Source organism: Synechococcus sp. 65AY6A5 (assembly GCF_002760415.1).
Classification (GTDB): Bacteria; Cyanobacteriota; Cyanobacteriia; order Thermostichales; family Thermostichaceae; genus Thermostichus.
In genome coordinates, this window is the sequence record NZ_AXUW01000001.1 from 2,132,894 (window position 1) to 2,147,833 (window position 14,940).

At 60.5% G+C, this 14,940-nt stretch carries 9 protein-coding genes; 7 read left to right on the forward strand and 2 right to left on the reverse strand.

Annotation, left to right across the window (positions count from 1 at the left end):
• A partial coding sequence (locus tag SYN65AY6A5_RS10155) for a MerR family transcriptional regulator (RefSeq protein WP_143597163.1) occupies positions 1–376 on the reverse strand: 376 nt, incomplete at its 3' end.
• Between the two features lie 175 nt (positions 377–551).
• Between SYN65AY6A5_RS10155 and SYN65AY6A5_RS10160 the strand changes: the two genes are divergently transcribed.
• The 7 genes from SYN65AY6A5_RS10160 (at position 552) to carA (ending at position 13,375) form a co-directional block, all read left to right on the forward strand.
• Positions 552–1,142, forward strand: coding sequence for a pentapeptide repeat-containing protein (locus SYN65AY6A5_RS10160; RefSeq protein ID WP_011429117.1), 591 nt, complete (start codon positions 552–554; stop codon positions 1,140–1,142).
• Between the two features lie 97 nt (positions 1,143–1,239).
• Positions 1,240–1,836: a response regulator transcription factor gene (locus SYN65AY6A5_RS10165; protein ID WP_099884348.1), complete on the forward strand. Its 597-nt coding sequence runs from the start codon at positions 1,240–1,242 to the stop codon at positions 1,834–1,836.
• A 155-nt stretch (positions 1,837–1,991) separates the two neighbouring features.
• On the forward strand, positions 1,992–9,515 hold the full coding sequence (hpsA, locus tag SYN65AY6A5_RS10170) for a hormogonium polysaccharide biosynthesis protein HpsA (RefSeq protein ID WP_099884351.1): 7,524 nt from the start codon (positions 1,992–1,994) through the stop codon (positions 9,513–9,515).
• A gap of 64 nt (positions 9,516–9,579) precedes the next feature.
• A complete protein-coding gene (locus SYN65AY6A5_RS10175) occupies positions 9,580–10,314 on the forward strand; it encodes a prepilin-type N-terminal cleavage/methylation domain-containing protein (RefSeq protein ID WP_099884353.1) in 735 nt (244 codons plus the stop codon).
• A 73-nt stretch (positions 10,315–10,387) separates the two neighbouring features.
• Positions 10,388–11,560 carry a prepilin-type N-terminal cleavage/methylation domain-containing protein gene (locus SYN65AY6A5_RS10180; RefSeq protein ID WP_099884355.1) on the forward strand — a complete coding sequence of 391 codons (1,173 nt, stop codon included), beginning with the start codon at positions 10,388–10,390 and terminating at the stop codon, positions 11,558–11,560.
• A gap of 5 nt (positions 11,561–11,565) precedes the next feature.
• Positions 11,566–12,120, forward strand: coding sequence for a prepilin-type N-terminal cleavage/methylation domain-containing protein (locus tag SYN65AY6A5_RS10185; RefSeq protein ID WP_099884357.1), 555 nt, complete (start codon positions 11,566–11,568; stop codon positions 12,118–12,120).
• A 61-nt stretch (positions 12,121–12,181) separates the two neighbouring features.
• Positions 12,182–13,375 (forward strand): glutamine-hydrolyzing carbamoyl-phosphate synthase small subunit, encoded by a 1,194-nt coding sequence (gene carA / locus SYN65AY6A5_RS10190; protein ID WP_099884360.1) that lies wholly within the window; start codon positions 12,182–12,184, stop codon positions 13,373–13,375.
• Here carA and SYN65AY6A5_RS10195 read toward each other — a convergent pair.
• On the reverse strand, positions 13,364–14,899 hold the full coding sequence (locus SYN65AY6A5_RS10195) for a UDP-N-acetylmuramoyl-L-alanyl-D-glutamate--2,6-diaminopimelate ligase (protein WP_099884362.1): 1,536 nt from the start codon (positions 14,897–14,899) through the stop codon (positions 13,364–13,366). The genes carA and SYN65AY6A5_RS10195 overlap by 12 nt on opposite strands.
• Between the last annotated feature and the right edge of the window lie 41 nt (positions 14,900–14,940).

Here is a 14,940-nt window from a genome sequence, read left to right on the forward strand (position 1 = left end):
GATCCCGGTGAGTGACCACAATTGTTCCGACATCTCCCGTACGAACTCGTTCCAATAAGGCAAGGAACTTTGGTCTTTTGAAGTTGAGACCGCCGCCAATCTCTCCGACCACTTCGGCTCCAGGATAGAGGTCAACCAGTCTTGCAATCTGTCTCTCCAAGTCTGGCTTCTGCCCTCGACTTTTGACTCGGGCGTACAAAACGACTCGTTTAGCCTTCTTGGGCGCTCTGATGTAACTGTCGAGGTCGTACCTTCTTGCCCTACCGGATGGTGTACGTACTGCATGGATCCAGCCCTTCTGTTCCCATCGCCTCAAGGTGTGGAGGCACACCCCAAAATAATCCGCCGCTTCTCTCGGTTTTACATACCTAGCCATACCAAGCAGCTATACTGAACATATTGTACATTATTTTCAGTATAGTCCAGCATATCATTGACTAGAGTCATGCTCCCGCCAACGGCTATAGTTCTAGGTTGATCTCCAGCTCCCCTCTCCCTCTGGGAGAGGGGCCGGGGGTGAGGGTCAGCCAGGAGGGATCCCCGTGAAAAAAATGGCATGGTCCCAGTGCTGGGTCGGTCTCCTCGGCGGGGTGGTCGGGATCGCGGCACTTCCTGTTTTTGCCCAACTGGAGCTGGATGCCCAACTGGGCCGATCCCAGGTTGTTGCCCCCAGCAAAGATTGCCCCGCCTGCGATCTGACGGGAGCCGAGCTGCCGGGAGTGGATTTGAGCGGCGCCAACCTGAAAGAAGCCATCCTCAGGCAGGCCAACCTGCAAGCTGCCGACCTCTCTCAGGCGATCCTCAACTTGGCCGATTTGCGCGGCGCCAACTTGCGCGGCTCGGATCAGGGCGGGGCCTTTCTGTGGGAAGCCGATCTCAGCCAGACCAACCTGCAGCAGACCAATCTCACCGGCGCCAACCTGCAGGTGGCCAACCTCAGCGGCGCCGACTTGCGCGGGGCCGTCCTCGTCGGTGCCGACCTCACAGGAGCCAACCTGCGCCAGGCCGATCTGCGCGGGGCCGACCTGCGCGGCGCTTTTTTGGAAGCAGCCGATCTGACAGGCGCCCTTTACAACGCCCAAACCCAACTGGATCCCACCCTGAACCCCGGCGCCCGCGGCATGGTCTTTGTGAAAAACTAGCTCCCCTGTCCCTGAGGGAGAGGGGCTGGGGGTGAGGGCTAGCTCCCTCTTTTGGGCAGATTAAGCTTAGCCCTCTCATAGGCCGGGATCCCCTGCCATGAGTTCCCCTGTCCGGGTTCTGATTGCCGACGACCATCCCCTGTTTCGGCTGGGGCTAAAGTTTGCCCTGCAAGCGCAAGGATTTGAGGTGGTGGCCGAAGCCGAGACGGGATCCCAGGCCGTTGAGTACTGCCGCCGTTGCCCCGTCGAGGTGGCCCTTTTGGATGTGCGCATGCCGGATGGGGATGGGATCGCCGCCTGCCAGCAAATCACCGAGCTGGGCCTGCCGGTGGTGGTGGTGATGATGACCACCTTTCAGGAGCCGGGTCTGATTGAGGCAGCCCGCCGCGCCGGGGCCAAAGGCTACCTTTCCAAAGAGACCGACCCGGCGGAATTGGCCCGCGTCATCCGTCAGATTTTGTCCAACCCTGAACGAGACTGGCTGCCTGCCCGACAGGAGCTGCCCAAGCTCACCCCCCGCGAGCTGTGTGTGCTGCAACTGATGAAAGAGGGCTTGGCCAACAAGCAGATCGCCCGCCGCTTGGGCCTGAGCATCGAAACCGTCAAAGAATATGCCAGCACCGCCTACCGCAAGCTGGATGCCAATGACCGCGTCACCGCCCTGCTCAAGGCGCAGCAACTGGGGATTTTGTGAAAGGATATTGAGGATTCTTAAGAATCTTGCAGAGAGGGGGCTGGCAGCTCCCCCCAGCGGTGGGGATGTCCGAAACTCCGGATCCCTTGCATACTGTTGCTATCTTGGCATCTGCCCAAGTGCCCCTTCTCACCTGCGTTATCTGAGATACGGCCATGTCTGCTCCTTCCCCGCTGCTGCTCAAACTTGTCTTGCGCCTGCTCAGCTCCTTGAAGGTAGAGGTGAAGCGGCGCCAGATGCGAGAGCGCGGTTTCGTCCTGCCGGTCGCTATCTTGATCGTGCTGGTCTTGAGCTTGGTGACGGTGGGTCTGCTGACCCGCTCGACCCAGCGCAGCATCCAAACCCAGGTGGAACGGGCAGGGCAAACCGTCAGCCGGCAACTGAATGCCGCCATCGACCGGGCCAGGGCCAAGATCGAATATCTGGTACGGGATCCTCGCCTTCCCGCCGGTACCCCCACCGATGCGCAGCTTGTCGCAGCCTTGATTAATGACGGGGAGGAAGAACTAATCCCTAGGGATGAGAATAATCCCTACATCCTCCCCGATGAAACTCAGTTTGTGATCGAAAGCAACATTCAGCAAGTGCGGGCGCCAGCCTGGTGGTTTTTGGCGGACACCGACAACAACGGCGTCAACGACTCCGTAACCGCCTATACCATCCTTAACACCCGTCGGGCTGCTGGCGCCGGCTTTGAGGATAGCCAGCTAACGGATACGGAGCGGGCGCGGCGGCTGCTGATCCGCAGTGGGCCACTGCAGGGATCCGCTCTGGGCCCTTGTACCGATAACCCCGCTCAGCAGACGATTAACCCCAACGTGGGGGACTGGTTCCAGGTGGGCACGGCGCTGTACAAGCCCTTTCAGGTGTACGCTGTAACTTTGCCCATTGAGGGGGCCGACTCCACCACCCGCGCCATCTCGGCCTTGCAGTTCCAGCAGGATCGGAAGCGGGATCTGCTCAACAAGTGGGGGATCTTTAGCCGCGGCGATGTAGAGTTCTTCTTCACCCCCGGCTACAACTGGAACGGCGCCATCTACGCTGGGGGCAGCCTCTTTTTCCGGTATGGCTCCAACAACTTGTTCCGGGCTTTCGCCATCAGCTCGGAGCAATCCTGCTTCTACATGCCCGCTGACAACTCTGAGATCACTGCCTTTGGAGAGCTGGTGGCAGGGGCCATTGGCTACGCCGGCCAGCAGGTGAGCGATACTCTGATTTTCGATGTTCACTCTGGCCAGCAAGACGTAGCGCCAGCGGTGCTGGCTCGGTTGAACAACCGAAATTTTGACTCGGTGCAGAACCAGGTAGAGCCAGAAAATGTGGCGCTGGATCCGCTGGAGCTACAGCTTTTTGGCCGCATTCGTACCCGCGGAACCTACGCCCAGGATCCAGAGAGATGGTCAGTCTCTCCAATTAATGTCAGGCGGAATTCAGCGAGTGGCCCACCAGGACGAGTTCAAGCAGGCGGCTTTCAGTCAACGGAAGACCAAGTCTGCCCGCCCTACGTGGACGATGTGTATCGGGCCGACAACCGCTTTGGCCCCAAGGCCAGCTATGACCGTCCACCGGTCGAACCTGACCCGCAGAGGGGCTGCGATGTGGACACCTTTGCGGAAAGGTATCGTCCTGCTAGTCGTCCTGCTAGGGCCGGTGATCCCATTCCTGCTGATGCCAGGAACAACCAGAATGAGTCTTTGACCGAGGACACCCCACCCCCAGGCGCCCTTTCCGAGGTGGGCTTGGATGGCTACTGGGAGCGGCGGGCCCGTGTGGAGGGCTTGCGGGTAATTGTTGGGCAGCGGCTAGAACTAACCCGCACCGATTCTTTGCCTTTGCCTCTGGTGCCGCCCGGGGATCCCAACGATCCCACCAAGTTGCAGCCCATTTTCATCAGCAACGAGGCGCGGCAACGCCTAACGCTACGGGATAACCCGGCGGCAGTGCAGGCCACGGCCGTTTACCACTACAGCCACAGAGATGGCCGCTTTCCGATAGCCTGCCTGGCTACGGTGGCTCACCCCGGCACTCCCTGGAGCTTGCAGCGGGCTTCCACCTTCCCTACCGGCGACCAGCGTACTCAACTGGGCATCAACTTCTTTACTGGAGAGGGCACCAACGTTTGGGAGTATGACCCCGGGCCGATGCGGGAGCAACTGCGGCCTGGCACTCCTTTGTGGACAGCGCTCACCAACCTGGCCAATTTTGCCGGCGATCCTGACGGGGCCTACCCACCTAGGCAAGAGCCGGGCCGCATTCATCCGGATCCGTTTATTACGGCTTTTGGCAACTTCTCCGAGCTGCGGCGGGCGATTGGGCAGGCGATTGATCTGGTCAACCGAGGCACTCCCGCTGACCAAGTGACTGACCAACTGAGCCTAGCCGACCAAACCACGCTGCAAACGGCAGGCTGCATGTTGGGCATGCTGGCCGATAACATCCTGCGCATTCGGGATGCCGCCAATGCCAGCAATCCTGATCCCACAGCTCAAATCCTTTGGAACGACATCCAAGCCAGCCGAGCTGGGGACCGAGAAGCGGCCAACCGGTTTTATCTGCCGCTGCGCTACATCTTCCCCCGCGAGACCTTTTACCACAGCGTGCCCCCCAACCCCAACGATCCCCTTGAAGATGAGCGGAGGCAGGCCTACCCCTTCTTACGGGAGTTACCGTTCTTAGGATCACAGCAAAGAGGATCAGTAACCTACCGAACCCTTTGCGATCCCTCAACGTGCAACCTGGACAACCTAGGAGATCTGGAACTGATAAGGCTGAGGCCCCAGCCTAGGATCAACGACTGGACCTTGCCCAATGCTCGTTTAGAGGAATGCCCCAGAAGCCCAGTACTTGGCAACCACCCCAACAGCAACCGATTTGAGTTAATTCGGATTGGCGACCAGTGCTACCGCGTGCCCTTTAAGGATTCCGTCTTTTACGATGGCCGCGAGGCGATGGCAGTGCGGGCCCTCAACATTGACCTGGCCCTGCTGACCAACAATGTCAGCGGACAGGCCAGGGGGTTGATTAACGGGGACACTTGGCTGCCTGCCGGCATTGGCGAGAACCGAGAAGGGGGGATTTTCTACGCCTTCCGGGAAGATGCGGTACGGGAGGATGCCATTGCCCGCCCGCCCTTGGGCACTTTTGATAGCTACCTAACCAGCTGGCGCAACAGAAATGCCCGCGGTGACTTGGGCAGCGCCGGCATCATGAACGCCGGTCAGCCAGGTCGCGGCACGGCTAACAACCAAACGGTCTGGGATCCCCCTGTTTCTGATCAAAACCTCAGCCCCAAGCCGGTGGACTACTATGCCGATCCGGATCGGCGGCCCTATGGCTTCCGCCTGCGCAACGGGGCGGTGCTGGCCCGCGGCGGGTTCAACCCTAATGACGCGATTTTTGGCCTCTCCTTCGTTTCCGACAACCCCGTCTACATCCAAGGGGACTTCAACCTGCATCAGACAGGGGACGGGAGACGGCTAGAGGAGTTCACCACCCTCCTTGAGTTCGACCCGCAAACTGGCCTCTACAGCAACTTCTACGGGCGGCCGCGATTCCGATCCAATCAAGAGCGGGAAGACCGGAGCTTTGCCCGGGCGGCGCAGGATCTCTGGCGGCCCAGCGAGGTCTTGGGCGACGCGGTGAACATCCTCTCTGCCGATTTCTGCGATGGCAGCATCGACGACGGCTTTGTGCAGGATGCTACGCTCAACGGCGGTGGCACTAGTTTTGTAGCCGATCGTAACTACCAGGGTAGCCCACAACGAGCCTCGGCTCCTCGCCGCAACGAACACTACGGCTGCAGCGGGCCAAACCTAGGAGCCAACACTTCTTTCCTCAACCAAGCGCTGGTGATCCGCGGCAACAACTGGCCGGCTCCGGATCCCAACAGAGATGGTGCTGGCGTTCTGCGCTTTGACAACACGAACGGGGCCCAGAACCTGGGTGACAATACCAACCAACCGGGTTGGCCGGATGTGTTTGCCCGCGACACCATCTTTGCCCGCCGCAACAGTACCGATGCCAGCTCCGGTCAAGCTGACCGAACCGCAGGGCTGGGCGTGCCCGAAGTGCGGCTCTTGCGGGCACCCGATACGGGCTATGCCAACTTCGGCACCCGCATCTCCGCTTTGGGCAACCCGGTGCTGGATACCTCCCGCTGGGTGATGGTAGCTCCACCTGGGCCTTGCCCGAGCCCTGGTGGCTCTGGGTTGCTGGCCGAGTACTACAACGGCTGGCTGACCAGCCCGCAGAACCAGTACAACCGCAACACAGGGTTTGCCACCAGCGGAGCCGTAGGCCCCCTGTCTTCGAGCGCTCAAGATGCCAACCTGCCCTACTTGCGGGCGGTGCGCTGGCCGGATCCGGTGTTCCCGGCGCAAGGAGTACCTGACGCCATTGGTCAGTTTAACAGCAGCGTTACCACCAATAACGGGTTTACCAGCGGTGCTCACACTTGCCCCACGACCAACTTGGGCAGCGCCAACAACGACCAACGCTGGGCCTGTGTGCGAGATGCCATCAATAATCCGAGCAACCTAGCCCCCTTTGCCCGCAGCGGTAGCGGTTTCCCTGGGTGGGGAGGCTTCCAGTACTTTTTTGGCAGCGATAACAGCATAGACTCGCGCTCCCCCTTCAAACGGCGGCTGTACAACAATCCCCCCAGCTGCAACGGCTCTTTGTCTGACATCCTGCAGCCCCTCTGCAGTTTGTCACTACCGCCTCCGCCTGGCAACCCCGATCGGCGGGATCGCGGCGATTGGTTCTGGATGCCCAGTTGTGGGGAGCCCGATGGCAACAACAGCCTGCCGAACCGGCCCATCGACGCGGATGACCTCAACTTTCCAAGTCACTTCAACTTCCAGCGCTCCTGCTGGCGGCGCAGAAGTGGTGGGACAAACAGCGGCAACAACAACGGCAACGACTTTTTCGTGGTGCGCTGGGTAGGGGAGCTGTATCCCCGTTGGCCTGGCCTACAGAGCTACCGTCTCTTCAGCGACGATGGCGCGCGGATTATTATTCGGCGCCGCGACGGCTCTACAGCCACCTTTGCCAATGCGTCCGCCTCGAATGGCACTTTCCTCAACCTAGGGCCAAATGCTGCAGGCGCCGAAACTTGGCAGGATGGCGGCAGTAACCTGACCACCTTGCGGGTGGAGCTGGAGTGTGCACCTCCATCTGGGCCTTCTCCCTACTTGGTGGAGATCCAAACTTACGAAAATACCAGCGGTGCCTCCCTGCGCTTTGCCACTCGCGATGGCAGCGATCTAGAAGACTACGACCTGCGGTACCTGAAGCCGCTGCAGGGGGTGAACAAACCTTGCCAGCCGGATCGGAATAAACCTCTGTTACCCAACCAGAAGTACTGCGCAACCCCCCTCAACTGCGATCCCATCTGGCCAGACTGGACTCCTGCATGTAAAACCGACATCTGTGTGGCCACCACCATTACCCAAACCAAAACGGCCACCTTGCCTGCCGGTTGCCCTGGCACTCCGCCGACGCCGATGACTCGCCAGTTCACCTGCAATCCTCAATTTAACTATGGGCCCTGGTCGAATTGGTCGCCCGACTGTACCCCAACCCAGCAGTGCAACAAAACCACCATTACCCAAACCCGCAGCCGCACGGTAACCCCGCTCTGTCGCAGCCAAAGCCCCTTCACCGAAAAAGAAACCCGAGCCTTTACCTGCCAACCTCCAGGTGCTAGCTGCGGTGCTTGGTCTGAATGGACTCCTAAGTGTACGGTGGCCAACGGCGGCACCAAAGTCACCCAAACTCGCAGCCGCACCTGCACAGTGGCAGTTTGCGGAACCAGCTACACCGAGACGCAATCCCAGACGGTCGACTGCCCGCAGACCTGCAACTACAACTGGGGCCCTTGGTCACCGGCCAGTTGCGATGAGGTCATCAACCAGATCGCCTGCGGCACAACCAAAACCTTTACCCAAACCCGGACGGGCACCCTCATCGCCAGCACCAGCAGCCCCACCTGCTCGCCCACTGCAACGCAGACCCAACGTTTGACCTGTCAAGGGCGTCCCTGCGGGCCCAGCACTTTTGCCCCAGAAACTCCTTCCAAGAGCCCCTTGGACGAGTGGATGGCGGCCAAGCCCAACACGGTGGAGCTGCGCCCCGTCTGGGAAATCCAAGCGGATCCGGAGCCGGAGACCATTGGCGTGAACATGGTGGCTGCGGCTCCTGCCGAAGGCGTGACGATCGCTCTGCAGCCGGAGCTTTCCCCGGTGCTGGAGGTGAAAGCCGGGGTGCCCAAGCTGCCCAAGTGGCCCAGCCCTGCCGAAGCTTTGCAAGCGGCCTTTAACTGGATGTTTGGCGAGCCAGCTTATGCCGCCCGCAATGGCCTGAAGGGCAACTTGCCCTCTCAGATTGCAAATCCTAGCAAGGAGCCTGGCATCCGCCCTGCTGAGAGGACCAGCTCCAAGATTTCTGGAAATCCTGGTGTGGGTAGCCCTGACTGGGCACGGCAATTGCGGCGGCAACTGCTCAACAAGAACGGAGAAATTCGCTGTGGCGATGAACAGGTCACTCCCTCAGACGGTGGCTTCTGGGTGCCCGGAGTGTTTCGCCCCAACTTCAACGACCGCTTCAAGTACACCGCCTACACCGGTGACAGCCGACCCAGCACTCTGCGTACCTCTCCTAAAGGTGCCGATCCTACCTTCGAGGATCTCAACAAGAATGGCATTTGGGATCCGGAGGAGCCTTCAAATGTTTTGGAGCGGGATCCACTGTTTGGGTTAGACTTGCCAGATCGGCCAGAGCTAGAGATCCAACCCCAGATGGCGCTCAACCCTTACGCCCGCGTCAACAAAAGCGCCGCGACCCAAGCCTACACTCCCGCGTCCAAGTATGCGGACGGATACTACATTGACCACAAGGGCAGTGAAGATATTCGCAATGGCCTCTGCTTCTACGTCAAGCCCAACGGCAACACCATCCAGGTTCAGATCGACCGTAACGGCGGCGATGGCGATGGCCTGGTCTGGGTGGATGTGGAGCCGTTCACCCTGGACCTGAACGAGACTCCCACTGGCTTTGCCGGCAGCAACCCGGTGCTGGGGGTAATCCTGGATGAGGTGACCCGTCGGCCCATTCCCATTCCCGGCTTCCAAGAGCTGGCTTCAACCAATGTGAACCAGCGCCGCCGCAACGACGATGGCAGCCAAAACCGGCAGCTGCAGCCGGCCAGGGAAACGCGGGTGAATGCCATTGCCATCAGCGGCACCCTGCCCTCGCGGCTAGACCAAACTGCCGGCGGCATGCACAACTTCCTGCGGCTCAACGAGCTGTGGAGAAATACCAACCTCTTCTTCAGCGGCTCGATGATCCAGCTCAACTACAGCACCTACGCCACCGGCCCCTTCCTACAGCACAGCTTCGAGCCGCCCAGCCTAGTGTCAGATCCAACCTTCGTGCGCGGTTACGACTACTACTACCCACCCAACCGCCGCTTCGGCTATGACGTGGGCTTGCAAATTGCCCGCCGCCCCGGCCCTGTGTCGTCCCGCTTCCAATTCCCCTCCAATGCCCGCACTGAGTTCTTGCGGGAGTTGGATCCTCAGGATCCGTATGTGCGGCGGCTGCGCTGCGGGCTGCAAGCTCAGCCAGATGTGCCCCTGCAGGCGGCTGCTCGGATTGAAGGCTGCAACGAATTCGACTGATATCGACTTCCCATGCCAGGGGTAGATTCAAGGTAGGCAGATCTGGGCGAGCGCTGGAGGGGATATGAAAAGGTGGCGGCTTTTGCGGCAGCAATTGGAAGCAGAAGGCTTCACGCTCATTGAGGTCTTGGCGTCGGTGGTCATTGTGGCTTTGGCCATGGCTGCCCTTGCTCCTGCCCTTACCTTGATCGCCTATCGGCGGGCCATGACGGAGCGGATAGAAGTGGCCAATCAACTGGCCCGGGCTGAGGTGGATCGCATTCGCACGCTGGTTGACCTGGAACTGGCCGACGACCCAGCTGCTTTCCAGAACCCAGCTCAGTTGGCTCGTCTGCCCAGGATTGGAGCAAGCCCCTTGGCCAATACCCCGCCTCCTGCTGATATGGACAACCCCGGCCCCAACTACTCCATTCGTTTGGCTGAAGTTCAGGTGCCGGGGCGAAACCCCGAGGTCTATGTCATCCAAACCTTTCGGGATAGGGGCGGGGAATGCATCGACCGAGGTAGCAGAACCATCATTGCAGGGGTTCCCTGCAGCTTTATGATGGGAGTCAGGGTCTACCATCGCTTTTCCTTTAACCCAAACACTCGGCAAGCTCTTCCTGGCCTGCGCACTGAGACGGTCTCCGCCAATCAGAACTTGGCCAATGCCGATGTGTGGCTCTTTCCCATGGCCAGCTCGATTGTAGAAGTCAACCTGGCCGCCAATTTGGGGTATGTTTGCCGGGCCATTTTGGCCGATGTTCAAGCTAGGGGTGAGATCCCGACCAACAACTGCAATGCCTTCCCGCTGCCCTGACCAAGCCCTACCTCTTTGTAAAGTGACGGGTAAGCTCCCACTGGGGGTTTGCAAAAAAAGGTGGTGTTTTCCTATGTTCAAGGTTTTTCGCCACAGGGTTTACCAGAGTGCGGGTTTTACCCTCATCGAGCTTTTGGTGTCGCTGGTGGTAGCCTCGATCTTTCTGCTGGCCACCGGCATGATCGTCATTGAAACCATGCGGCTGGATCGGGAAGAGACGGGGCGCACTCAGGTGCAGGCGGAGCTGACCCAAGCCATGGAATTCATCCAGCAGGATTTGGCGGAGGCTCTTTACATTTACAACGACACTGAGCAGAACCCACAGCAATCTGATCGACTTGGGGACGGGATCCCGGATGTCATTCAACGGCTCTACGCGCCGGGCTGGATCCGCCGGCCCGATGACGCTATCCCGGTTGTTGCCTTTTGGAAGCTAGAGCCGATCCCGCAGGGATGTTACCGTACTCAGCGAGAGGACGGTACTCCGGGAGACCAAATCCCCAACTTGCAACAGATTCGAGAAGGCCGCGCCATCCTACCTGTCCAACCACCTCGCGAGTTTCCGCGCGATCGGAACGATAGAAATGCGGATTGGGACACTCTTGTCAGCCGCCGCGGCATCTACACCCTGGTGGTGTACTACCTACGCCGCAACTACAACAACGCCGGCAACCCAACGGGGGGCACTCCCTGGGAAGGCAACGCGCGGATCGACCGTTTTGAATTGCGACCCTTCAACATTCAGGGTCAAAACAACTGCGCCGGTCGCAGCCCGTTCTTTGTTGAGGATCCCGATCCGTTCCGAGATGGTTTCCTTGCTTGGCCTTCCGAGCAAGCTCGAGCGCGCCAAATCCCCATTGCCGGCAGGACAGATGGCCCCCGCCTGACAACTTTGGTCTCCAACATCTTCAGCAGCCGGCAGGGCAGCCCGCAGGTTGCACCCGCTTGCCCGCAGGGCTATGCCTTTGGTGGCGGCAGGCCCAACGGCGTCATCTTCCCAGGGCTGGGAGATAACCAAAACGACGTGGGCTTCTATGTCTGCGTGCGGCAAAGCGTCGGCGCTGACCGACCGCAGGATGTGATCATCAACATCACCGCCACGGCCATGGAGCGGGCCAACCCTGGCCTTTTCCGTCGCTACATCCGAAATGCCACCAGCGTCGATATCTCAGAGGTGTCGCGCTACTTGCTGCCAATGCAAACACGGGTTCTTGCCCGCGGTGTTATCAACCGTCAGCTCTCCTAGGGGGAATGTCCACCATGTTGGCCTTGGAGAAAAAGGCAATTGTCCGAGCTCAGCCTTTTCGATCCCGGGGCTTTACGCTGACAGAAGTCCTAGCGGTGGTGGTCATCATCGGCATCTTGGCTGTGCTGGCGGTTCCTTCTGGGATCAACATCTGGGCGCGGATCCAGCTTGAGGATGCGCAGAACAGGGTGGAGCGCGCCCTGCGCACCGCCCGCACTAACGCCAGAGCCTCTCTCCTGGGCCGAGCTTGGGTGGTGGGGGTGGACAATTCGGAGCCAAACGTGCCGACTCTGGTTATCCAGGATGAGGAGGGCCTCTGCGATGAACCTACCCCCTGTCAGCGGCTACGCCTGAACAATTTTGTAACTGTGGCTAACACCTTCAATGACGGAAGGGCGGTTTTTGAATCCGATGGCCGCGCCCGTCAACTGGGTCGCTTTGTAGTTAGCAGCACCTACTCCCAGAGAGAAAACCGCTGTGTGGTGGTAAGCACCTTGATAGGCACCATCCGCAAGGACAACGACCCGGCTTGTGCAAGTAGAACAGATGCAGAAGACTAGCCAGCCTTGCAACCTCCTTGAAAGGGGGTAGGATGGTCAGGCCGATGTTTTTGGGTAGCGCATGGCCCCTTCTTCCCCAATCCTTCAGGAAAAAACCTTTCCTTGGCAATCTCGTCAGCCGGCTCTGCTGGTGCTGGCCGATGGCACTTCCTTTGCCGGCTGGTCTTTTGGGGCGCCGGGCACGGCAGCAGGCGAGGTGGTGTTCAACACGGGCATGACCGGCTACCAGGAGGTGATGACCGATCCCAGCTACCGGGGGCAGATCGTTACTTTTACCTGCCCTGAGTTGGGAAACACTGGAGTCAATGAGCTGGATCAGGAATCGGCCCGGCCCCAGGTCGCGGGAGTGATTGCCCGCAACGTGTCGCGCCTAGCCAGCTCTTGGCGGGCCACGGGGACGCTGCCTGACTACCTCAAACAGCACGGGATCCCGGGCATTGCTGGGGTGGACACGCGGGCCCTGACGCGGCGGCTGCGCTCCCAGGGGGTGATGAATGGGGCCATCTCGACGGAGATCCTGGATCCGCAGGCGTTGCTGGAGCGGGTGCGCCAGGCCCCTTCCATGCAGGGGCTGAGCCTGGTGGCAGAGGTAACAACCCCTAAGCCCTACGAGTGGCTGGAGCCCACCCCCGCCGACTGGGACTATGGCCGCAGCCAAGGGATCCCGATCCCGGAGCCGCCCCTGCGGGTGGTGGCCCTGGATTTTGGCGTTAAGCGCAACATTCTGCGCCGCCTTACCCGCTATGGCTGTCGGGTGATGGTGTTGCCGGCCCACGCCAGCCCCGAGGAGATTTTGAGTTACAACCCCGACGGGATCCTTCTCTCCAACGGGCCTGGGGATCCGGCGGCAGAGACCACGGCCATCCGCACCGCCCAGGCGCTGCTGCAAAGCGGGAAGCCCTTGTTTGGGATTTGCCTGGGCCACCAGATCCTCAGCCTGGCCCTGGGCGGATCCACCTACAAGCTCAAGTTTGGCCACCGCGGCCTCAACCATCCCTGTGGGCTAGAGCGGCAAGTGGAAATCACCAGCCAAAACCATGGGTTTGCAGTAGACGCTGCTTCGATCCCGGCTGAGGACGTGGAGATCACCTACCTCAACTTAAATGACCGCACTGTGGCCGGGATCCGCCACCGCCAGTTGCCCCTCTTTTCGGTGCAGTACCACCCAGAGGCCAGCCCCGGCCCTCACGATGCCGATCACCTCTTCCGCGAGTTTGTGGAGCTGATGCTGCAGCACCGCCGTTTAGCGGGATAGATGGGCTAGACGCAGAGCAAGGGCCTCGCGCGCTTCTTCCCGGTCGTCAAAGGGAATCTTCTCAGTGCCTAGGATCTGGTAGTCTTCGTGGCCTTTACCGGCAATGACCACCGTATCCCCTGGCTGAGCTTCGAGGATGGCTAGACGAATGGCCTGCCGCCGATCCACCTCCACGGCCCAGGGGAATCCAGGGATCCCAGCCAAGATATCCTGCAAGATCCGCTGCGGATCTTCAGTGCGCGGGTTATCTGAGGTCACGATCACCTGATCTGCCCAGGTGGCGGCAATGCGGCCCATTTGCGGGCGCTTACCCCGGTCGCGATCCCCGCCACAGCCAAAGACACAGATCAGCCGGCCTTGAACTTGCGGGCGCAGCGCCTTGAGCAGGTTTTCCAGCCCATCGGGGGTGTGGGCATAGTCCACGATTACCGTGATGTCCTGCCCTGGCAGGCTCACCCGCTCCATTCGCCCCGGTACTCCGGGAAAACGGGGCAAGGCCGACTGGATGGCCTCAGGGGGGATCCCCAGGTGCAGTGCTACCCCTACTGCCGCCAGCAAGTTGGAAAGGTTGAAGGATCCCACCAGGGGCGCCTCCACGGCAAAGGTGCCCATAGGGGTGTGCAGGGTTGCCTTGAGGCCGGTGGGATGTAGGTGAACTTGGCTGGGCCATAGGCCGGGGATCCCTTCTAGGGGCTTGAGGGAATAGGCCCAGGGCTCCAGAGAGGCTGAAATGGCTCCAAGCAGCCGCCGTCCCCCCTCGTCGTCGGCGTTGACCACCGCCCGCCCCTGCAAATACTCTGGCCGGAAGAGAGTGGCCTTGGCCTGCCAGTAGTTCTCCATGCTGCCGTGGAAATCCAGGTGATCTTGGGTGAGGTTGGTCCAGACGGCAGCGGCAAAGGCACAGCCCCACGCCCGATCCTGGGCCAAAGCGTGAGAGCTCACCTCCATCACCGCCACCTCAGCGCCGGCTTCCTTGGCCTGTCTCAGGCTGCGCTGCAGTTCCAGCGGAAACAGCGTGGTGTGGGGTGTAACTTCATAGTGGCCTGGCCAGCGGTTGTAGAGGGTGCCCAGCAGGGCTACAGGACGGCCAGCAGCCTGCAGCAGGTGCTCGATGAGGTGGGTGGTGGTCGTCTTGCCGTTGGTGCCGGTAACTCCCACCAGGGTAAGCTGGCGGGCGGGAAAGCCGTAGAAGGCCGCCGCCACCTGGGCCAGGGCCCTGTTGATGCCGCTGCGGGGCAAAACCAGAATGGGCTGACTGCCTCCTCCAGCCTCTCCGCTAACTTTCTCCCAAGCCTCCTGGGCAATAAGGGCCGCCACGGCTCCTCGGGTGAGCGCCTCGCGGACAAACTCGCCGCCGTCAACGCGGGATCCCGGCATGCCCAAGAAGAGATCCCCAGCCTGCACCTGGCGCGAATCGGCACACAGACCCCTGACCTGCACGCCCTCTAGGGATCCCTGAACCACCTGGGGTCGGATCCCGGCTTGGTGGAGCAATTTGGACAAAGTGATCCCAGCAGTTTCCATCGTTGCCACTCCCCACAGCTTTGCCGGTTAGGGTAGCGGCC